Origin of the sequence: Streptomyces sp. NPDC048436 (assembly GCF_043200355.1) — a bacterium.
Classification (GTDB): domain Bacteria; phylum Actinomycetota; class Actinomycetes; order Streptomycetales; family Streptomycetaceae; genus Streptomyces.
In genome coordinates, this window is the sequence record NZ_JBICXP010000011.1 from 191,080 (window position 1) to 211,543 (window position 20,464).

General features: G+C 71.4%; 15 protein-coding genes. 8 read left to right on the forward strand and 7 right to left on the reverse strand.

All coding sequences use genetic code 11. The features are described from left to right. Positions 1 to 190: 190 nt before the first annotated feature. The 3 genes from ACGFX9_RS31185 to ACGFX9_RS31195 all read left to right on the forward strand — a co-directional run bounded on the left by ACGFX9_RS31185 (position 191) and on the right by ACGFX9_RS31195 (position 5,069). On the forward strand, positions 191 to 2,794 hold the full coding sequence (locus tag ACGFX9_RS31185; protein ID WP_393480213.1) for an ATP-binding protein: 2,604 nt from the start codon (positions 191 to 193) through the stop codon (positions 2,792 to 2,794). A 128-nt stretch (positions 2,795 to 2,922) separates the two neighbouring features. Beyond that, positions 2,923 to 4,326 (forward strand): FAD-binding oxidoreductase, encoded by a 1,404-nt coding sequence (locus ACGFX9_RS31190; protein WP_393480474.1) that lies wholly within the window; start codon positions 2,923 to 2,925, stop codon positions 4,324 to 4,326. An 89-nt stretch (positions 4,327 to 4,415) separates the two neighbouring features. Continuing rightward, positions 4,416 to 5,069 (forward strand): DUF6629 family protein, encoded by a 654-nt coding sequence (locus ACGFX9_RS31195; RefSeq protein ID WP_393480217.1) that lies wholly within the window; start codon positions 4,416 to 4,418, stop codon positions 5,067 to 5,069. Here ACGFX9_RS31195 and ACGFX9_RS31200 read toward each other — a convergent pair. The 5 genes from ACGFX9_RS31200 to ACGFX9_RS31220 all read right to left on the reverse strand — a co-directional run bounded on the left by ACGFX9_RS31200 (position 5,011) and on the right by ACGFX9_RS31220 (position 10,679). Next, a complete protein-coding gene (locus ACGFX9_RS31200) occupies positions 5,011 to 6,807 on the reverse strand; it encodes an acyl-CoA dehydrogenase (RefSeq protein ID WP_393480221.1) in 1,797 nt (598 codons plus the stop codon). The two genes, ACGFX9_RS31195 and ACGFX9_RS31200, sit on opposite strands and share 59 nt — an antisense overlap. Positions 6,808 to 6,956: 149 nt before the next feature. Continuing rightward, positions 6,957 to 7,361 carry a GntR family transcriptional regulator gene (locus ACGFX9_RS31205; RefSeq protein ID WP_393480226.1) on the reverse strand — a complete coding sequence of 135 codons (405 nt, stop codon included), beginning with the start codon at positions 7,359 to 7,361 and terminating at the stop codon, positions 6,957 to 6,959. Positions 7,362 to 7,409: 48 nt separating this feature from the next. Then, positions 7,410 to 8,384 (reverse strand): ABC transporter permease, encoded by a 975-nt coding sequence (locus ACGFX9_RS31210; protein ID WP_393480231.1) that lies wholly within the window; start codon positions 8,382 to 8,384, stop codon positions 7,410 to 7,412. Beyond that, positions 8,381 to 9,298 (reverse strand): ABC transporter ATP-binding protein, encoded by a 918-nt coding sequence (locus ACGFX9_RS31215; RefSeq protein WP_393480235.1) that lies wholly within the window; start codon positions 9,296 to 9,298, stop codon positions 8,381 to 8,383. The genes ACGFX9_RS31210 and ACGFX9_RS31215 overlap by 4 nt, the downstream gene beginning before the upstream one ends. A 64-nt stretch (positions 9,299 to 9,362) precedes the next feature. Continuing rightward, positions 9,363 to 10,679: an oligosaccharide MFS transporter gene (locus ACGFX9_RS31220; RefSeq protein WP_393480239.1), complete on the reverse strand. Its 1,317-nt coding sequence runs from the start codon at positions 10,677 to 10,679 to the stop codon at positions 9,363 to 9,365. Positions 10,680 to 10,831: 152 nt separating this feature from the next. Here ACGFX9_RS31220 and ACGFX9_RS31225 point away from each other — a divergent pair, with 152 nt between their 5' ends. Further along, positions 10,832 to 12,232: a glycoside hydrolase family 32 protein gene (locus tag ACGFX9_RS31225; protein ID WP_393480244.1), complete on the forward strand. Its 1,401-nt coding sequence runs from the start codon at positions 10,832 to 10,834 to the stop codon at positions 12,230 to 12,232. Positions 12,233 to 12,519: 287 nt separating this feature from the next. Here the strand turns inward: ACGFX9_RS31225 and ACGFX9_RS31230 are convergent, their stop codons facing one another. Continuing rightward, positions 12,520 to 13,548: a LacI family DNA-binding transcriptional regulator gene (locus tag ACGFX9_RS31230; RefSeq protein WP_393480249.1), complete on the reverse strand. Its 1,029-nt coding sequence runs from the start codon at positions 13,546 to 13,548 to the stop codon at positions 12,520 to 12,522. A 179-nt stretch (positions 13,549 to 13,727) separates the two neighbouring features. On the opposite strand from ACGFX9_RS31230, the gene ACGFX9_RS31235 reads away from it, so the two are divergent. After that, entirely contained in the window at positions 13,728 to 14,783 is a 1,056-nt protein-coding gene (locus ACGFX9_RS31235) for a LacI family DNA-binding transcriptional regulator (protein ID WP_393480477.1), read from the forward strand. Positions 14,784 to 14,793: 10 nt separating this feature from the next. Here the strand turns inward: ACGFX9_RS31235 and ACGFX9_RS31240 are convergent, their stop codons facing one another. Next, positions 14,794 to 15,441 carry a TetR family transcriptional regulator gene (locus ACGFX9_RS31240; protein ID WP_393480253.1) on the reverse strand — a complete coding sequence of 216 codons (648 nt, stop codon included), beginning with the start codon at positions 15,439 to 15,441 and terminating at the stop codon, positions 14,794 to 14,796. A 265-nt stretch (positions 15,442 to 15,706) separates the two neighbouring features. Here ACGFX9_RS31240 and ACGFX9_RS31245 point away from each other — a divergent pair, with 265 nt between their 5' ends. The 3 genes from ACGFX9_RS31245 (at position 15,707) to ACGFX9_RS31255 (ending at position 20,462) form a co-directional block, all read left to right on the forward strand. Further along, positions 15,707 to 17,305 (forward strand): GMC oxidoreductase, encoded by a 1,599-nt coding sequence (locus tag ACGFX9_RS31245; RefSeq protein WP_393480257.1) that lies wholly within the window; start codon positions 15,707 to 15,709, stop codon positions 17,303 to 17,305. 82 nt (positions 17,306 to 17,387) lie between these two features. Further along, positions 17,388 to 18,806 (forward strand): lipase family protein, encoded by a 1,419-nt coding sequence (locus ACGFX9_RS31250; RefSeq protein ID WP_393480260.1) that lies wholly within the window; start codon positions 17,388 to 17,390, stop codon positions 18,804 to 18,806. A 102-nt stretch (positions 18,807 to 18,908) separates the two neighbouring features. Next, positions 18,909 to 20,462, forward strand: a complete 1,554-nt coding sequence (locus ACGFX9_RS31255) for a glycoside hydrolase family 32 protein (RefSeq protein WP_393480264.1) — start codon at positions 18,909 to 18,911, stop codon at positions 20,460 to 20,462. Positions 20,463 to 20,464 lie beyond the last annotated feature (2 nt).

Here is a 20,464-nt window from a genome sequence, read left to right on the forward strand (position 1 = left end):
TGGGGGGGGGGGGGGGGGGGGGGGGGGGGGGGGGGTGTTGGGGGGGGGGGGGGGGGGGGGGGGGGGGGGCGCGGGGGGGGGGGGGTGGGGGGGGGGGGGGGGGGGGGGGGGGGGGGGGCGCCCGCGCCGGGGGCCCCCCCCCCCCCCCCCCGGCCCTCGGAAGCGGCCGGCCGCGTGGGAGAATCCCCGGGTGGACGGGGGGATCCTCGAACGGGAGATTGAGCTGGCCCAACTGACCGCCGCCGCCGGGGAAGCGGTCGACGGCGCGGGTTCGGTGGCGCTCGTCTTCGGTGAGGCGGGGATCGGCAAGTCGAGCCTCGTGAACGCGCTGCCGGGCGCGCTGTCCGCGCAGGTCAGGGTGCTGGTCGGGCAGTGCGACGACCTTGCGACGCGGCGCCCGCTGGGCCCGTTCCGTGACCTCGTCGGCAGCGTGCGGGACGAGCTGGCGCGGGCGGTGACCGAGGGCGGCGACCGGCAGCGGGTGTACGACGCGCTGCGGGCCGAGTTCGCCGGACCGGCCCAGCCGGCGGTCCTGGTCGTAGAGGACGTGCACTGGGCGGACGAGGCCTCGCTCGACGCGTTGCGGTTCCTCGTACGCCGCGTGGACCGGATGCCCATGGTCCTTGTGCTGACCTACCGGGACGACGAGTTGACCCGCGAGCACCCCTTGCGCCACCTCCTGGGCCAGGTGTCGCGAGCCGCCCGCGTGCACCGCGTCCCCCTGCCCCGGCTGTCCCGGGACGCCGTACGCACCCTCAGCGCCGCCGGCCGCCTCGATCCGGCGCAGGTGTACGCCGCGACGTCGGGCAACCCCTTCTACGTAGCCGAAGTCGTCGCGGCGGGCGCCACCGGTGACGTGCCGCCGACCGTGGTCGACGCCGTCCTGGCCCGGCTGCCCGGCCTCGACGACACCGCACGCGACGCGCTCGAACAGCTCGCCGTGGTCCCGACGGCGGTCGAGCGCGCCCTGGCCGACGCGCTCCTGCCGTACGGCGTCGGCCAGTTGACGGCGGCGGAACGGCGCGGCCTGCTCGTCGTCACCCCGGAGCGCGTGGTGTTCCGGCACGAGATCATCCGCCGGGCCATCGCCGACTCGCTGCCCGCGGCGCGCCGCATCGAGCTCAACCGCAAGGTCCTCGCGGTGCTTGTCGCGCAGCCCGGATCCGACTTCTCCCGCATCGTCCACCACGCCGCCGAGGCAGGCGACCAGGACGCCATCGCGCGGTACGGACCCGACGCGGCCAGGGACGCCGCACGCACCGGAGCGCACCGCGAGGCAGCCGCCCAGCTCCGGCTCGTCCTGCGGCAGCGGCAGCGCTACGGCCCGGCCGAACTCGCCGCCCTGCTTGAGCGGTTCGCGGTGGAGAGCTACACCATCGCCGACTCCCCGGCCGCCGTCGGCGCCCAGCGCGAAGCCGTCGCCCTGCGCAGATCACTCGGCGACCTGCGGGAGCTCGGCGCGGATCTGCGCTGGCTCTCCCGGATCCACTGGTGGGCGGGGGACGCGGACGCGGCGCAGGAAGCGGCCAGGGAAGCCATCGACGTACTCGAAAAGGCCGGGGACGAGCGGCTGTTGGCGCTGGCGCTCAGCAATACCTCCCAGCTCCGCATGCTCTCCGACCGGTACGCCGAAGCCATCGGCTACGGCGAGCGCGCCATCACGCTGGCCCGGCGGACCGGCGACGCGGCGATCCTCGCGCACGCGCTGAACAACGTGGGCACGGCACGCTGGCGGGACGGAGACCCGCTGGGACGGCCGCAGTTGGAGGAGAGCCTCGCGGTGGCGCTGGAGGCGGGCGAGGCCGAGCACGCCTGCCGCGCCTACGCCAACCTCATCTGGACGCTGCTCGAAAACCTCCGGTTCGCGGAGGCCGACCGCTTCCTGGCGCCCGCCATGGAGTTCGCGGACCGCACGGAGCACCTTGGTTTCCTGCGCTACCTCCAAGTGGAGCTCGCACTGCGGCAGTTCGCGGCGGGAGCCTGGAGCGAGGCCGAGCGGAGTGCCGAGTCCGGTGACGTGGACGAGTTCCCGCCCGCCCGCTGCCCCGCGCTGACCGTCCTGGCACGGGTAAGGATCCGCAGCGGCGTACCGGGCGGCGACGAACTCCTCGTACGTGCCTGGGAGATCGCCGCGCGGACACGCGAGCTGCAGCGCACGGGCCCGGTCGCGGCGGCCCGCGCGGAGTCCGCCTGGCTGCGCGGCGACCACCCGGCGGTGATCGCCGCCGTCGGCCCCCTGTACGCACAGGCGCGTGACCTGGCCGCGACGCCCTACCGCGCGGAGCTCGGCCACTGGCTCGCCAAGTCGGGGCACCCCGTCCCCGCGGACGGCTCGGACCATCCGTACGCACTCCAGGCGGCCGGACAGTGGCGGCCCGCCGCCGACGCCTGGCGGGCGGCGGGCTGCCCCTACGAGTACGCCGCCGCCCTCGCCGAGAGCCCGGACCCGGCGGACAAGCTCACCGCGCTCGCCGGACTCGACGAGCTGGGCGCCGAACCCCTCGCCCGGATCGTCCGCACCGACCTTCGCGCCCTCGGCGTCGCCAGGATCCCGCGCGGCCCGCACGCGGCGACCCGCCGTAACCCCGCGGGCCTCACGGGCCGCCAGCTGGAGGTCGGACTGCTCCTCGCGGAGGGCCTGACCAATGCCGAGATAGCGGGGCGGCTCGTGCTGTCCGTGCGCACGGTCGACAATCATGTCCGCGCGGTCCTGGAGAAGCTCGGCGCCCGCACCCGGCGCGATGTCGTCGCCCGCGCCGCTCAGTGGGGGATGGAAGCAGGCCACGAAAAGTAGGTAGGTGCCGGACGCGAGGTGGGTGGCGGGCACGGATACCGGGGCGTCCTCGGCGGCACTAGAACGGGCGGTCAGACAGGAAACGCGCCCATCAGGTTCCGATGCGACGATCCACCACGGGGGAGTACATGTCCATGACGCCCGCACAGGCCGCTCACAGTGAACTAGCTGGATTCAAGGGGCAGTTGATCGGCCCTGACGACTCCGCCTACGAAGAGGCACGCGCCGTCTACAACGCGATGGCCGACAAGCGCCCCGCACTCGTCGCCCGCTGTACCGACGCCCACGACGTGTCCCGCGTCATCGGCTTCGCCCGCGCGCACGGCCTGCCGCTCGCGGTCCGCGGCGGCGGCCACCACGGAGCGGGCCTCGGCACCGTCGACGGCGGTGTGGTCGCCGACCTGTCCCCGCTCAAGGCGGTCGACGTCGATCCCCGGGCCCGCACCGTGCGTGTCGGCGGCGGCTGCGTATGGGGCGAGGTGGACAGCGCCACGCACGAACACGGCCTGGCCACACCAAGCGGCATCATCTCCACGACCGGTGTCGGCGGCCTCACCCTCGGCGGCGGCCTCGGCCACCTCACCCGCAGGTTCGGCCTGAGCATCGACAACCTTCTGGAGGCCGACCTCGTCCTCGCCGACGGCCGCACGGTGCGGGCGAGCACCGACGAGAACAGCGACCTCTACTGGGCGATCCGCGGAGGCGGCGGCAACTTCGGCGTCGTCACCTCATTCCTCTTCCGGCTTCACGAGCTGAGCACGGTTGTCGCGGGCCCCACCTTCTGGCCCGCCGAGCAGGGCGCCGAAGTCCTCGCCGCCTACCGCGACTTCCTGCCGCGGGCTTCCCGTGCGGCGAACGGCTTCTTCATGTTCGGCACCGTGCCCCCGGCCCCGCCCTTCCCCGAGACCCTGCACCTGCGGAAGGTCGCAGGCATCGTGTGGTGCCACACCACCGAGGACCCCGACGCGGCTGCCCTCGCCATGGCGCCCCTGCTGGACGCGCTGCCAGCGCCGCTCCTGCACGCCGTCGGGCCGATGCCGCACCCCATGCTGCAGTCGATGTTCGACGGGCTCTACCCGCCCGGCGACCAGTGGTACTGGCGGGCCGACTTCGTGGACGAGATCCCGGACGACGCCATCGCCCTGCACGCCAAGTTCGGCCCCGATGTGCCGACCTGGAAGTCGACGATGCACCTCTATCCCATCGACGGCGCCGCTCACGACCCCAGCTCCACCGACACGGCGTGGAGCTACCGCGGCGCACGCTGGGCCTGCGTCTACGCGGGAGTGGACGCAGACCCGGCCAATACCGCCCTCGTCAAGCGCTGGACCGTCGACTACTTCGACGCCCTGCACCCGTACTCGGCGGGCGGCGCCTACGTGAACATGATGATGGACGAGGGGCAGGAACGCGTCCGGGCCAGCTACCGCGACAACTACGCACGGCTGGCGCGCGTCAAGGCCACGTACGACCCGGACAACGTCTTCCGCCTGAACCAGAACATCGAGCCCGCCTCGACAGACCTGGCCTGACTCCGTATGTCTGCCTCGGCAGACCCCGCGTAACCCTGAAGGACCGTCCCGACGCGCTCCCGCACCAAGACGGCCATAGCGTGGCCGCCATGTGCTGGAGCGCGACGGCCGATCTCGTGGCGGGCACGGGCATCGCCGCCTTGGGGGCCGCCTGTGTGGCCCTCGCCGCCCGGCGCCCCCGTGACCTGCCGCTTGCCGCGCTTCCGCTCCTCCTCGGCGCCCACCAGATCATCGAGTCCACGGTCTGGCACGACGACGGCGGCACGGGCCCCGCCACCGTCGCCTGGGCGGTGATCGCCATGCCGCTGCTCGCCCTGTGGGTCCCGGCGGGCGTCCTGTGCGCCGCTCCACCCAGCGCCCGCCGCCGGCTGCTGATCCCGCTGGCCGCGGGCATGGCGACAGCGGCAGCGCTCGCGTACTCCCTGGCGACCCGCACCGTGAGCGCCGAGATCCGCGGCCACACGGTCGGCTACTCCCTGGGCCTGCCGCAGCCGGAGCTGATCGTGGCCGGTTACCTCTTCGCCACCATCGGCTCCCTGCTCCTGTCCGGCGACCGCGGCCTCGTCCTGTTCGGCGTCCTGGTCGCCTGCGGGGCCGCGGTCTGTCTGGTGCTGTGGCGCCAGGAGTACATCTCGACGTGGTGCGCGTTCGCAGCGGTGTGCTCGGTGGCCCTGCTGCTCTGGGTCAGAAGGCGTCGTCCGCCAGCTCCACGGCCGTCCGGTCCAGGCTTTCGAGCAGCGTGAACTGGGCCTCGGTCTTGGGCAGTTCGTGGCGGAAGAAGTAGCGGCACGCACCGCGCTTGCCCTCGTGCACGGGCTCGGTGCCGGGCGCCGCCGCGAGGAGCTGCTCCAGCCACATCCAGGCGACGACGACATGACCGACGGCTTCCAGGTAGACGCTGGCGTTGGCCAGGGCGGTCGCCGGGTCGCCGGTCGACCAGAGCCGCTGGGTCACGGCCACCGCGCGCGCCGCCGCCGCGTCGAGCGCCGCCGCGTACTCGGCCGCCTCCCCGCCCGCCCGTGCGGCACGGGCGGTCGTCTCCGCGATCCGCCCGACGAGCAGCCGGAGCCCCGCGCCGCTGTCCATGATCACCTTGCGGCCGAGCAGATCGAGGCCGTGGATGCCGTGCGTGCCCTCGTGGATGGGATTGAGGCGGTTGTCGCGGTAGAACTGCTCGACGTTGTACTCACGCGTGTAGCCGTAACCGCCGTGCACCTGGATCGCCAGACTGTTCGCCTCAAGACACCACTGCGAGGGCCAGCTCTTGGCGATGGGCGTGAGCACGTCGAGCAGCAGCTTGGCCTCGGAACGCGCCTCGGGCGATGTGCCCGTCTGCTGCTCGTCGAGCAGCCGCCCGCAGAACAGATTGAGCGCCATCGCGCCCTCCACGTACGCCTTCTGGGCGAGCAGCATCCTGCGCACGTCGGCGTGCCCGATGATCGGGACCTGCGACGACGCCGGATCCTTCGCGGTCAGCGGGCGGCCCTGCGGGCGGGTGCGCGCGTAGTCCAGGGCATGCAGATAGCCGGTGTAGCCGAGCGCGGTGGCGCCGAGGCCGACGCCGACCCGGGCCTCGTTCATCATGTGGAACATGTACGCGAGGCCGTGGTGGGCCTCCCCGATGAGATGGCCGACCGCGCCGGGCTCACCGCCGGGCCGGTGGGCGCCCTCGCCGAAGTTGAGCAGCGTGTTCGTGGTGCCGCGATACCCCATCTTGTGGTTGAGGCCGGCCAGCACGACGTCATTGCGCTCGCCGAGCGCCCCGTCGTCGCCGACGAGCACCTTGGGCACGATGAAGAGCGAGAGCCCCTTCACGCCGGGCGGGCCGCCGGGAATGCGGGCGAGCACCAGATGCACGATGTTCTCCGAAAGATCGTGCTCGCCGCCGGAGATCCACATCTTGTTCCCGAAGAGGCGGTACGTCCCGTCCTCCTGGGCCTCGGCCCGCGTGCGCACATCGGCGAGCGAGGAACCGGCCTGCGGCTCCGACAGGCACATCGTCCCCAGGAAGCGGCCTTCCACCATGGGGCGTACGTAGGTGTCGATCTGTTCCTTCGAGGCGTGCGCGAGGAGCAGATTGGCGTTGCCCATGGTGAGGAAGGGGTACGCGGCCGTGCCCACGTTCGCCGCCTGGAACCAGGCGAAGCAGGCCTGGGCCACCACGGCGGGCAGCTGACCGCCGCCGATCTCGTAATCCATGGCGCTCGCGAGCAGCCCCGAGTCCCCGAAGACCCGCAGCGCCTCCTTCACCTCGGGGATGACGTGTACGCGCTCCCCGTCGAAGGTGGGCTCCTGGGCGTCGTTCTTCTTGTTGTGCGGGGCGAAGTGGCGCGTGGCGATCTGCTCGCTCAGCTCCAGGGCGGCGTCGAAGGTCTCGCGGGAGTGGTCCGCGTACCGCTCCCTCGCGGTGAGCGAGGGCACGTCGAGCCACTCGTACAGCAGAAACTCAAGATCACGACGGGACAGGAGGAGGGATGCCATGCGGATTCTCCATGCGGTGACGGCGGCGGTACCGATCCCGGGGCAGGGAGCCCCGCACACCCGATACTAAGCGGTTGCTTATGGGGTTTGTCGAGTGCGGACCCCTACCCGGGGGCTCAGCAGCCGACCGCGGTCCCGCAGGGGCGGCCTCAGCCGACCGCGTCCCCCTGGAACGTGACCGCGTGTACCGCCTCGAACAGCGCCGTCACGTCCTGTCCGGTCAGCCCCGCCGACCGCGCCTGGGCCATCCACTCCGCGAGCGCGGTCTGAAGCGGCGAGTCAGGACCCGCCTGGGGGCGCGCGAGGGAGCGGGTGATGAAGGTGCCCGCACCCTGGCGGACCTCGGCGAGACCCGCGCGCTCCAGCTCCCGGTACGCCTTGAGGGTCGTGTTCGGGTTGACCTTGGTGGCCGCTGCGACCTGGGCCGCGGTGGGCAGCCGGTCGCCCTCCACCAACGCGCCCATGCGCAGGGCCTGTTCGACCTGCCGCACGATCTGGAGATACGTGGCCACGCCGCTACGCCGGTCGATACGGAATTCGACCACTGTCTCCACCCTCTGCTCGCCTGCCGATACTTTACGTACTCACCGTCACCGGTGGTCCTACAGGGGCCGTCGCGTCGTCCACCACAGGATGAAGACCGCCACGACGGCGGTGCCGCCGAGCAGCAGGGCGGCGGCGGTCCACTGCATGCCGGGCAGCTGGTCGTAGCCGAAGTACTCGACCACGTTGTTGACGATGCCGTGCTCCTTGACGCAGGCGTCACTGGCCTTCTCGGTCTGTTCGGCGCAGGTGCCCCACCCGAAGAGCTGTCCGTCGGCGCTGCTGATCCACCGGTCGGTCTCCACGGCGTGGTCGAGGAAGGCGGGCGCGTCGCCGTTCAGCGGGTAGGTGATCAGACGCGGAGTGGCGAGGCGGTCGCGGAACTCACCGAAGGCCACCGTCACGACGAGGGCGAAGAGGAACGTCGTCATCATCGCCGGAAGGGTCCGGCGCAGCAGCATGCCGATCGCGATGCCCGCGGTGGTGAGGAAGAGGGAGAGCGCCGTGGGCATCGGCCCCGTGTTGTCGAACACCTCGCTCTGCATGAAGTCGGAGGGGATGAACTCGCGGTAGGGCTCCCACCACCAGGTGAACAGCGCGGCGAGCACCGCGGTGGACGCCAGGACCAGTGCGAGGCACCAGCCCAGCTTCGCCGCGAGCCACCGGCGGCGCGGCACCGACTGGGTGGTGACCAACTGCGCGGTGCCGTGCTCCTGGTCGCCCGCGATCAGCGGTGCGCCGAGGAGGACACCGAGGACGATGGGCAGGGCGCCCAGGGCCTGCGAGATGTACCGGTAGCCCTGGGGGGTGGAGGGCAGGATGACGTCCTTCTCGGGCCAACCGAGCCGCTCCAGCATGGCGGCCATCTCGCCGCGCTGGTGGACGATCATGGCGGCGCCGACCAGGGTCGCGGCGCCGATGACCCACAGCGCGGTGCGGTGCTGGCGTACGACGAGCCAGGTGACCCCGTGCAGCAGCCCCGGCTTCCTGGGGGACTGCCCGGTGCGCGGCTTCTCGGGGAGGGTGGTGCTCATGCGGCGACGGTTCCTTCCGCCTCGATACGGGCGTCCTGCGTGAACAGCGGTTCCGCGTCCGGCGAGCGGAGGTGGGCGAGCAGGACCTCCTCCATGCTCGGCTCGGAGACCTCCCAGTCCGGGGCCAGTGGGCCATGGGGGCGCAGGAGGGCGCGGAACTGGCGGCCCTGGGCCCGGAATTCGACCACGGTGTGCGGTGCGAGGTCCGCGGGCGGCGTGCCGTCGGGGGCGAGCCCGGTCACCAAGGCGTGGGCAGGGACCAGCTCATCGGTGTCGCCCGCCAGCCGGATCCGGCCCTCCGCGACGACCAGGAGGTAGTCGCACATGTCCTCCAGCTCGGCCAGCATGTGGGAGGACATCACCACCGTCGTGCCGTGCTCCACGGCCTCCGACATCAGCAGCGAACTCATCTCGTCGCGGGCCAGCGGGTCGAGATCGGCCATCGGCTCGTCGAGCAGCAGCAGATCGGGCCGCTTGCCGAAGGCGAGGGCGAACGCCACGCGGGTGCGCTGGCCCCCGGAGAGCGTGCCGACCTTGGCTCCCATGGGGACGTTGCCGGCGCGCACGATCCGCTCGGCGGCGTCCATGTCCCAGCCGGGGTTGAGCTCGCGGCCCATCCGCAGGGTCTCGGCCACCGTGAACCGCTTGAACAGCGGCTTGTCCTGAGAGAGGAACGCGTACCGGGGCATCGCGGCGGTCTCCTCCACCGGCACCCCGAAGACGCGCAGTTCGCCCTCGGTCGGCTTCACCAGCCGGGTCGCGAGGCCCAACAGGGTGCTCTTTCCTGCGCCGTTGGGGCCGACGAGACCGCAGATCCGCCCGGCGGGCAGCCGGAAGGAACAGTCACGCAGCGCCCAGCCGCGGCGGTAGCGCTTGCCGAGGCCGCGGGCCTCGAGCGCGGGGGTCGAATCCACCGGCACACCTCTCTCGATTCCATTAAACAATTAATGGAATCATGATCTGCGTGTGCGGGCTCTGTCAAACAACCGTTTCCGGCACCGGGGCGGCGGGCTCCGGGTCGAGCGTGGGCAGGGATTCGGGTTCGGGCAGGCCCTTCCCGTCGGTCCGCAGCGTGAAGACCGAGATGAGGGTGAAGGCGGCCACGAAGGCGGACATGATCAGGTACGTGTGGGCGTAGCCGAGGCTGTCGTAACCGACGCCCGCCAGCGGCGAGATGACCGCCGCGCCGAGCTGCGTCGCCAGTTGGAAGCCGACCAGGTAGATCGAGGACGAGAGCCGGGGCTCGAAATGCCGGTTGATGTACTTGAAGATGGCGATCAGCATGATCGGCAGCTCGACCGCGTGCAGGAGCTTCACCGCCGAGATCGCGACCGGGTCGGTGACCAGGCCGGACAGACAGATCCTGGTCGCCATCACGCAGCCGGAGACGAGTAGTGACCTCTTCGGGCCGAGCCGGTTGACCAGGAACGGCGCGAGCGCCATGCCGCCGGCCTCCAGGAAGACCTGGACGGAGTTCAGGTCGCTGTACATCCGGTTGCCCTCGGACGTGGTGGAGAAGAGCGAGGCGAAGTACGAGGGGAACATCGCGTCGTACGTGTTGTACGTCGCCGTCACCGCGACCACGAACAGCAACAGGCCCCAGAACGCCGGGTACTTCAGGAGTGACTTCACGTCGCCGACCGAGACGGAGGACGCCGCGTGGTCGACGGCCTCGGCGCGCCGCCCGTCGGTCACCCGGATCGCCACGAGGAGCGCGACGAAGACGGCGGCGGCGACGGACGCGGCCCAGAAGTTCAGGTCGGGGTCGATGTTGAAGAGGCGCCCCGCGAAGAACGTCGCCGCGGCCCAGCCCAGGGAGCCGAACATCCGGGCCCGGCCGAACTCGAAGCCGTGGAAGCGGCCGAGGCGCTCCGCGTAGCTCTCCAGGGTGGCGACGGCGACCGCGAAGGCCATGGCGAGGTAGGCGGAGCCGACGATCAGGCCGATGGCGAAGTGGGACTTCAGGAGCGGGCCGTATACGTAGATGTAGACCGGCCCGACCAGCAGCATCAGGCCGCCGATCCAGTACAGGAGGTTCTTGCGCAGGCCGAGGCGGTCCTGGAGGAAGCCGTAGACCGGCATGGTCACCAGACAGCCGATGGCGTTGGCGCTGATCACCAGCGAACTGCGGCCCGCGCTCAGGCCGATGTCCTGGGTGAGCCAGATGGAGAACAGTGACCAGGACAGCGACCAGGTCACGAAGAACATGAACAGGGCCGCACTGATCAGGGTGAAGTTCAGGCGGCGCCTGCTCATCCCCGCGGCTTGCGCGGCCGGGCTCTTCTGGGTCGTCATGGGCGCTCCCTTGCGCTGGGCACCGCGGTGTCCCACTCGGTGCCTGCTCATGATGCTGACACTGCTTCCCTAACACGTGCTAGGGCGGCACAACTATCACGTGTTAGGTTCCGAAAAACAAGAGGTTCCCCGACAAGGAAGTGAACTCACCCATGGTCGACAGGAACGCCCCCGTCCACCACGTACGGCCTGCCGCGGGAGGATGGTGCAACGACCCCAACGGCCCGCTCTTTCACGAAGGCCGCTACCACCTCTTCTTCCAGCACAACCCCCGCGCCGCGGTCTGGGGCGACATCCACTGGGGGCACGCTTCGAGCCCCGACCTCGTGCGCTGGACCGACCACGGCATCGCGCTCGCGCCGACACCCGGCGGCAGGGACGCGGGCGGCGCCTGGTCCGGCTGCGCGGCCGTCGACGAGGGGGTGCCGACCGCGGTCTACACCGGCATGGAGCGCGACGACGGCATCGGCTCCGTCATGCTGGCCCGCGCCACGGACGACACGCTCACCCAACTGAAGGCGGAGCCCGAGCCGGTGGTCGCGGGACCGCCGCCCGGCCTCGACCTCATCGCCTTCCGCGATCCGTACCTCTTCTCGTACGAGGGCCAACGCTGGGCGGTGATCGGAGCGGGCCACCGCGGGGCGGGGCCGGGGGAGGGCGGCGATGTGCTGCTCTACCGCGTCGACTCGCTCACCGAGTGGACGTACGCGGGTTCGCTCGTCGACGCCACCGACCCCGTGGCGGCACGGCACGCGGGACCCGCCACGGCGTGGGAGTGCCCGGCGCTGGTGCCCGCGGGGGACGGCCGCTGGGTGCTGCTTCTCTCGCTCTGGATCGACGACATCACGTACACGACGTCGTATCTCATCGGCGAACTGCGGTCGGTGGACGGGGGGTTGCGCTTCGCGCCGACGACCGGCGGGATGCTCGACCACGGCCGCGACTTCTACGCCCCCACCACCCTCGTAGAGGACGACCGCACCCTCCTGTGGGGCTGGAGCTGGGAGTCACGCACCGAGCAGGAGTCGGTGGCCGCGGGCTGGGCGGGCTGCCTCACCCACCCGCGCGAGATCGGTGTCCACCCGGACGGAACCCTGCGCCTCGCCCCGGCAAGGGAGTTGACGGCGCTGCGGGGTGCCGTGCTGCCGGTGGGCGCCGAACTTCCGGCGGCGTACGAGATAGAACTCGACGTCCGCGTCACGCAGCCCGACACGGAGGTCGTCCTGACCCTCGGCGACGCGCTCTCCCTCCGCGTGAACCCCACCCGGGGCACGGTCGTCCTCGACCGCGCGGGCACCCCGGCGACGGCGTCGCACCCACTGCCGCGAACGCCGGAGGCGATAGCGACGGTGCCCGGCGGCACCCGCTCCCACCTGCGCGTCCTGGTGGACGGCCCCCTGGTGGAGGCGTTCGCCGACGAGCGGGCGATGCTCACGGAGAAGGTGTACCCGGCTCCCGAAGGGCGGTACGGGGTGACGGTCGTGCGGGGGGCGGCTGAGGTGGGCGTGCGGGCTTGGGCGGCGGAGAGGGGAAGCGGGGGGAGCGGCATCTGAGGCGAGGGCTCGGACGCGCCCGGCGCGGGTGGCGGATCCGGCAAGTTGAGCTGGATCCGCCAAGTTCAGCTGGATCCGCCAAGTTCGGCGCGCCCGGAGCCCGCGGCGGATCCGCCAAGTTCAGCGGATCCGCCCAGTTCAGTCGGAGCCGCCCAGTTCAGTCGGAGCCGCCGAATTCGGCTTCGCATGCGGAAAAGTTCCGGCGCCACGCCGGGATCACGGTGCGGCGCCGGAACTTTTCTGCGACGGACCCCGCCCTCGGCCGACCGGGGGCCGTGGCTCCGGGCTCAGTCAGCGGGCGGGCGCACCGAGTCCCGCATGACCACCGGGCACGTCAGACGGCGTGCCTGCGTGGGGTCGACGTCCGTGCCCGCGTCGGCCGCGTCGAGCAGCATCCGCACCGCCGTCGCGCCCATCTCGTGGTGCGGAAGCGCGACCGTCGTCAGCGCCGGGACCAGATGGCCGGCCATCTGGTCCTGGTCGTCGTAGCCGACCACCGACAACTGTGTGGGTACGTCGATTCCCAGGCGCGCCGCGGCCAGCAGCACCCCCGTGGCCACCCGGTCGTTCGCGCAGACCACGCCGGTCGGGCGGACCGGCCGGTCGAGCACACCGAGCGCGGCGGCGTACCCCTCGTCGATCTGCCAGCCCGCCCGCAGCACCCACTCCTCGCGGGCCGTGATCCCCGCGGCCCGCAGCCCGTCGCGGAAGCCCCGCGTGCGGTCCGCCGCGGCGATGTCTCCGGCCGAGCCGCCAAGGAGGGCGATCTCGCGGTGCCCCGCCTCGATCAGTACGTTCACCGCGCAGCGCCCGCCCGCACGCTCGTCCGGCACCACGGAGGCGTACGAACCGGGCTCGCGCGGAAGGCAGTTGGCGAGCACCGCACCGGACGGGGTGATGCCCTGCGGGACGTCGGTGCGGCGCATCGACATCGCCGCGTACACGATCCCGTCCACCCGCCGGGCGCGGAGCTCGGCGACCGCTTCGGCCTCCGCGGCCGGGTCGAGGCGGGACTCCAGGAGGAGTACCTGATGCCCTCGCTCGCGGGCGGCCTCCATCGCGCCGAGCACCAGGCGGCCCGCGAACGGGCTCGTCGCGATCTCGTCGCTGAGCAGCCCGAGCACCGCGCTGCGTCGGCTGCGCAGCGAGCGTGCCACCTCGTCCGGGCGGTAACCGAGCTGGTCGGCGGCCTTCTTGATCCGCGCCTGGGTCTCGGCGGAGAGGTTCCCGGCGGCCCGCCCGCTGAAGACGAACGACACGGCGGCGCGCGACACCTCGGCAAGCTCGGCGACATCGCGGGCGGTGGGGCGGCTCACGGCGCGTGTCCTCCTGGTGCGTGACGGGGGCAGGAATCGTCACGGCCAGTATCGCCGGACCCTCCGGCCGTGTGGGGAGGCAGGGGCGTGGATAGGCTGACGCGGATCAGGGCTGTGTACGGCTGTTCGAGGCCGACCAGCTGGTGCGAGGACCGAAGGGGGCGGGGGACGTCGACAGCGTGAGCGGGGACGCGGGCAGGCCCGAGCGGCCGACATCGAAGGATGTCGCACGCCTCGCCGGGGTCTCCCACACGGCGGTCTCCTTCGTCTTCAACGGCCGTGCCGAGGGCAATCTGTCGCCTGCGACGCAGGAACGGATCAGGAAGGCCGCGGAGCAGCTCGGCTACCGGCCGAACGCCGTCGCCCGTGGTCTGCGCCGTCGCCGTACGGCAGTGATCGGGCTTGTCACCGACCACATCGCCTCGTCGCCGTTCGCGGGCGCGCTGCTGCGCGGCGCCATGCAAACCGCATGGGACAGCGAGCACTTGGTGCTGACCGTCGACTCGACCGGCGACCCCGCCAAGGAGGACGCGGCCGTCGCCGAACTCCTCGACCGGCGGGTGGACGGCATCATCTACGCCGCGATGTCCCTGCGCGGCGCGAGCGTCCCCGCGGGCCTGAACCGCACCTTCGCGGTGCTCGCCAACTGCCTCTCCGACGACGGCTCCCTTGCCGCCGTGATCCCCGCCGAACGGGCCGGCGGCCGGGCGGCGGCCAAGCTCCTGCTCGACGCGGGCCACCGCAGGATCGCCCTGGTCGGCGGCCTGGACGACATCGCGTCGGCGGAACGCCTGCGCGGCTTCCGGGACGCGCTGCGGACGGTGGGGGAGCGGGCGGGGAAGGACAGGATCGTACGGGGTGGCGGCGAGATCTCGGCGGGCTACGAGGGTGCGACGCGTCTCCTGGACGGGGTGCCCGCGGCGGAGCGCCCCACGGGAATCGTCTGCTACAACGACCGGGTCGCGGCGGGCGTCCTGCACGCCGCGGCCCGGCTCGGCCTTGACGTTCCCGGCGACCTCTCCCTGGTCGGCTACGACGACCAGGAGCACATGGCCGCCTTCCTCACCCCGCCCCTGACGACGGTCGCGCTGCCGCACCGGGCGATGGGCGAGACGGCGACGCGACTGCTGCTCACGGCGATCGCGACGGGGACGCCTCCCGCCGCCGAGGTGCGGCGCCTGGAGTGCCCGGTGGTGCGGCGGGCTTCGGTGGGGCCGCCGCGCGCCGGATCGTGACCGCGGAACCTCAGTAGGGCAGGCCATCCGACGCCGCGTGCAGGGCGTCGAGGAGGCATGCGGTGATCTCACCGTCCGAAGCCTCGGGATCATCCGCGTACCGCCGGGCGAAGTCCTCCGCCGCCGCGCGCAGCGCGCCGTTGAGGGTCGCCGCGTGCACTTTCACCCTGAGGCTTTCGGCGTCGCCGCCCGATCGCCGGGCCAGGAACTCGCCGAGGACGGGAAGCGCGTCGTCGTGGGCCTGGAGCCAGACGGCGCGCAGGGCGGGATCGGTGGAGGTCATACGGATCAGGTCGAGGATGACCGGGGTGGCGGAGGGCAGTTCACCGTTACGGCAGGTCTCGGTGAAGAAGTCGAGCAGGCTCAACTCCGGTGGCCAGTGGCGTAGTTGGTCCATGGCGAAATCAAGTCCCGCCGCCAGCAAGGGAAGTACGCAGCTCTCCTTGGTGGGGAAGTGGCGCCACAGTGTGCGGCCGGAGATCCCCACGGCCTGGGCTATCTGCTCTCCTGTAGTGGCGGTGACGCCCTGCGAGGCGAACAGGCGGACAGCCTCGCCGGCGATCTCGAAGCGGAGGGCCGACTTGCGCCGTTCGGCGAGGGACGGCCTGCCATCCGTGGGTGCCGTCCGGCCTCGTTCCGAGGATGGCGCCTGGCGCACTCCCGCTCCACCGCCTTCTGTCTCCGGGCTCCGGGCTCCCGGCTCCCGGCTCCGCAGCATTCCGGGCTCCCGGCTCCGCAGCATAGCGAAGCCGTTCGAAGATGACGCATGCAGACGTCTTGTCACTGACTGACACGCGTACTTACTCTTCCGTAAGTGACCAGCGAGTAACAGCACCTCGCTGGGTCGCGGTTTGGCATGCCTGCGTCAAAGCGGCCATGCCGCTCCACCTCACCGGCACCTCAACCCGGCCAAGGAGCCGCCCATGCCCACGCCCAGCAGACGTGCCCTGCTCGCCGGTGCCGCCGGACTCGCGGCGACGAGCGCCCTCCCGACGACCGCCGCAACGGCCGCACCGACCCGCGTGCGACTGACCCGGGAGGAACACAGGGTCGTCGTCATCGGCTCGGGCTTCGGCGGTGGCGTGGCGGCGCTCCGTCTCGCACAGGCCGGTGTGCCGGTCACTGTCCTGGAACGCGGCCGGCGGTGGCCGACGGGCCCGAACGCGGAGACCTTCCCGCATGTGTCGGGGCTCGACAAGCGGATGCTCTGGTACGGCACTCTGCCGGAAGCCGTCAGGCCTCTCGCGCGGCTGATCGGCACTCCGCTGGACTTCGCGCCGTACACAGGCCTCCTCGAACCCGTCCTCGGCGAGAACATCCTGAGCGTCTGCGCCGCCGGGGTCGGCGGCGGATCACTCGTCTACCAAGGGATGACGCTCCAGCCGTCGGAGGCGGTGTTCAACACCTGGCTGCCCGAAAAGCTCGACTACGGCCGCATGAACCGGATCCACTATCCGCGGGTCGCGAAGATGCTCCAGGTGGCGACGGCCCCCGATGAACTGATCGGCACGCCCCACTACTACGCGGCGCGAGTCTTCGCCGAGCGGGTACGGAAGGCCGGTTACGCCCTCTCAAAGATCCCGATGCCGATCGACTGGGACTACGCCCTGGCCGAACTGCGCGGCGATATGAAGCCCTCGTACACGAACGGGGACTGCGCTCTCGGCGTCAACAACGGCGGAAAACGCTCCGTCGACGTGACCTACCTGCGACAGGCCGAGGCCACGGGCAGAGTCACCGTGGCGACCCACCACAACGTCACGTCCGTGGCACGGGCCGCCGACGGCCGCTGGGAGGTGCGCGTCGACCGCACCGATGACGCGGGACGCGTGCGGGAACAGAAGATCCTCACCGCCCGTGCCCTCGTCATGGCGGCGGGCAGCGTCAACACCGGCAAACTCCTCGTCCGCGCGGGGGCGACCGGGGCCATCCCTGATCTGCCCGACGGGATCGGCGAGGGGTGGGGCACCAACGGCGACCGCATCTACGCGTGGACGAACCTGCGGGAGGACTTCGGGGCGGAGCAGGGCGGCCCGGTGGTCTTCGGCAGCAAGGCGTGGGAGGACCCCGCCACCGCGAACACGATCATCCAGGCGTCGCTCCCGCCCCTGGGCATCGACGCAAGGACGACGATGCTGGTCGGCTTCGGGGTGAGCCCCGACCGCGGCCGACTGCGCTACGACGCCTCCACGGACTCCGTGTCCCTGCACTGGCCCAAGGGCGGCGACGCCGAAAGCCATCGGCACATCCAGCGGCGGGTCGAGGCGGTGTCCAAGGGCCTCGGGGTCCTGACGGACACCAACTCCCTGGTCAACAGCACCTGGCACCCACTGGGCGGCGCACCCATGGGCGCGGTGTGCGACCTGGAGGGGCGGGTGCGGGGCCAGAGCGGCCTCTACGTACTCGACGGGGCACTGATCCCCGGCACGACAGGAGCGTGCAACCCGTCCATGACCATCGCCGCCGTGGCCGAACGGGCGATGGACGCCATCACCTCGTACGACATCGACACGTTGATCTGAGCCACGACCGGCACCCCCGATACGACCGAAAGCCCGGCACAACCGACGCAACCGCCACCCCGCCACGACCGAGGAGCAGACCATGAGCCGCGAAAGAGCCCCCCGTACCCGTTCCACCCGCATCACCGACTCCGAGCGCCCCGCCGCACCTTCGACGGCCGCCCGCCGCCCCGCCCCCGCCGGTCTGCGTCTGCTGGCCGGTGCTGTCGCCGGCGCCGTCTGCGTGGGCATGTCGGCGGTGCCGGCCGCCGCGGCCGGTACGGAGCCCGTCGTCTCCCGCGGGGTCACCATCCCCGCGTTCTACAACCCGCCCGCCGAACTGCCCGCCGCCAACGGCGCGTTGATCCGGACCGAGGCCCTGCCGCTCGGGCTGAGCATCCCCGGCCTCGACGGCCGGCCGATGCCGGGTACGGCGACGCGCCTGATGTACAAGTCCACCGACTCGGCAGGGCAGCCCGTCGCCGTCACCGGTGCCTACATCGAGCCGTCGGCCGCCTGGAAGAAGCCCGGGCCGCGCCCGGTGGTGGCGGTGGCCTCGGGCACCATGGGCCAGGGCGACCAGTGCGCGACCTCGTACGCGTTGCAGCACCCGCTGACCCTCAACGGTGAGACGGTTTCGGTGGGTTACGAAGCCCTGGCCATCTACCGGATCCTTGCCTCCGGTGCGGCGGTGGTCCTCACCGATTACGTCGGCCTCGGTGCCACCGACCGCGTGCACACCTACGTCAACCGCCTCGACCAGGGGCACGCCCTGCTCGACGCGGCCCGTGCCGCCCGCAAGGTGCCCGGGGCGTCGGTCACCGCGGACTCGCCCACCGGCCTGTACGGCTACAGCCAGGGTGGCGGCGCCAGCGCGGCCGCCGCCGAACTCCAGCCCTCCTACGCTCCCGAGATCCCGCTCGCCGGAACCTACGCGGGCGCGCCGCCCGCGGACCTGACCTCCGTCATGAAGGGCATCGACGGCAGCGCGCTCGCCGGTGCGCTCGCCTGGTCGATCAACGGCTTCGCCCAGTCCGACCCCGATCTGCGCGCCGTCGTCGAGGCGAACATCAGCGCCACGGGCAAGGCCGCCCTGAAGGACGCGTCGACCATGTGTGTCGGGGATGCGATCTTCGGCCTCGGCTTCACCAAGAGCAACAAGTGGACCAACGACGGCAAGTCCATCGGCGACATCATCGCCGCAGAGCCCAAGGCGAAGGCCGCCCTGGACAAGCAGCGCATCGGCAGGCTCAAGGCCGCGGGCCCGGTGCGCGTTGCCACCGGCGTGCAGGACGACATCGTTCCCCACGCGCAGGCCAGGCAACTCGCCGTGGACTGGTGCCGCAAGGGCGCCGACGTCACCTACGACGCCATCAAGCTGCCGAACCTCGGTGACAAGCTCCTCACCAACCACCTCGTCCCTCTCATCACCGACCAGGGCGACGCGATCTCCTGGCTCACCGACCGCCTCTCGGGCAAGGCCGCGGCCTCCAACTGCCGCACGATGCCGCTTCAACCCTGAGTCACCGTCGACAACAACCTTCCCTCCTTTAACGTGTTAGGTCTACAGTCCTGACCCAGCGCGGACCACCGGGGTCATGCGCCGGGAGAGGGACGGGCAACGATGCGTGAGATGAGCCGAAGGACGCTGATCCGGGCCGGTGCCGTGGGCGCGGCGCTGGCCGCGGTACCGGTGGGGTCGGCGTCCGCGCTGGCCGCCAAGTCGGGGAAGCAGGGCGCCAGTTACCGCGCCGAGTACCACTTCACCGTCCCCGACCAGTGGAAGAACGACCCGCAGAAGCCCGTCTGGATCGACGGCGAGTACCACTACTACTACCTCTACAACGCCGACTACCTCAGCGGCGGCACCGCCACGGGAACCGCCTGGCGCCTGGCCACAAGCCCCGACCTCGTCTCGTTCAGGGACCGCGGCATCGCCATACCCAAGGACACCACCCCCAACGGCGATGTCTGGTCGGGCTCACCGGTGGTGGACACCCACAACACGGCGGGCTTCGGCGCGGGCGCGGTCGTCGTCCTGGCCACGATGGAGCCGGACGAGACGGCCAACACCCAGGCGCAGTACCTCTGGTACTCGACCGACAAAGGCCGCACGTTCACCAACCACGGCACCGACCCCGTCGTACCGAATCCGGGCGTCAAGGACTTCCGGGACCCCAAGGTCATCCGCGACGAGGAGCGCGGTCGCTGGGTGATGACGCTCGCCGAGCACACCAAGGTCGGCTTCTACCACTCGACGAACCTGAAGGACTGGACGTACGTCAGCGGCTTCGTGAAGGAGGGCATCGGCGTCCTGGAGTGCCCCGACCTGTTCCGCGTCACCACCGCCGAAGGCACCGCGAAGTGGGTGCTCGCCGTGAGCGCCAACGGCAAGGCGTCCGGTCTGCCCAACACGTACGCCTACTGGACCGGGGAGTTCGACGGCACCACCTTCACGCCGGACGCGCCCGACCCGCAGTGGCTGGACCACGGCTTCGACTGGTACGGCGCCGTCACCTTCGAGAAGCACGCGGCGAACGGCGCCGTCGACCCGACAGTCCGCTACGCCATCGGCTGGCTCAACAACTGGGACTACCCGAACACCACCCCCACCATCGACTCCGACGGCTTCAACGGCACGGACTCGATCACCCGCGAGGTGACGCTGCGGCGCGCGGTATCGGGCACGTACTACCTGGCGTCACGCCCCGTGCGCGCCCTCGACCAGCACGTCTCCCGCACGGTGAACCTCGGTGACCTGACGGTCGACGGGCAACTTGTCCTGAACTACACGGGCACCGCCTACGAACTCTCGACCGAAGTGACCTGGGACCAGCTCACCGGCGCCGGTGTCCAGCTGCGCAGATCCGCCGACGGCAGCCGCCACATCGACGCCGGTGTCTACGGCGACTACGCCTTCGTGAACCGCAGGGGCGCCGTCAACCCCGACACCTCCGGCAACTGGCAGGAGAGCAGGACGCCGTTCGACCCGTCGGCCCGCAAGATCGGCCTGCGGATCCTGGTCGACCGCACCTCGGTCGAGGTGTTCTTCGACGACGGCCGCTACACACACTCGATGGAGGCGTTCCCCTACCTCACGGACACCGGGATCGCGCTGTTCACCGTCGACGGCAGGGCGGTCTTCCGCAACACCGTGATCCGCGAGTTCTCCGTCTGAGG

What these genes read in the sequence shown, in the direction of transcription:
- ACGFX9_RS31210 (WP_393480231.1), bottom strand. Translation starts at nt 8,384, where the DNA reads ATGAGCACCACCCTCCCCGAGAAGCCGCGCACCGGGCAGTCCCCCAGG.
- ACGFX9_RS31245 (WP_393480257.1), top strand. Translation starts at nt 15,707, where the DNA reads ATGCCCACGCCCAGCAGACGTGCCCTGCTCGCCGGTGCCGCCGGACTC.
- ACGFX9_RS31195 (WP_393480217.1), top strand. Translation starts at nt 4,416, where the DNA reads ATGTGCTGGAGCGCGACGGCCGATCTCGTGGCGGGCACGGGCATCGCC.
- ACGFX9_RS31255 (WP_393480264.1), top strand. Translation starts at nt 18,909, where the DNA reads ATGCGTGAGATGAGCCGAAGGACGCTGATCCGGGCCGGTGCCGTGGGC.
- ACGFX9_RS31200 (WP_393480221.1), bottom strand. Translation starts at nt 6,807, where the DNA reads ATGGCATCCCTCCTCCTGTCCCGTCGTGATCTTGAGTTTCTGCTGTAC.
- ACGFX9_RS31225 (WP_393480244.1), top strand. Translation starts at nt 10,832, where the DNA reads ATGGTCGACAGGAACGCCCCCGTCCACCACGTACGGCCTGCCGCGGGA.
- ACGFX9_RS31190 (WP_393480474.1), top strand. Translation starts at nt 2,923, where the DNA reads ATGTCCATGACGCCCGCACAGGCCGCTCACAGTGAACTAGCTGGATTC.
- ACGFX9_RS31250 (WP_393480260.1), top strand. Translation starts at nt 17,388, where the DNA reads ATGAGCCGCGAAAGAGCCCCCCGTACCCGTTCCACCCGCATCACCGAC.
- ACGFX9_RS31220 (WP_393480239.1), bottom strand. Translation starts at nt 10,679, where the DNA reads ATGACGACCCAGAAGAGCCCGGCCGCGCAAGCCGCGGGGATGAGCAGG.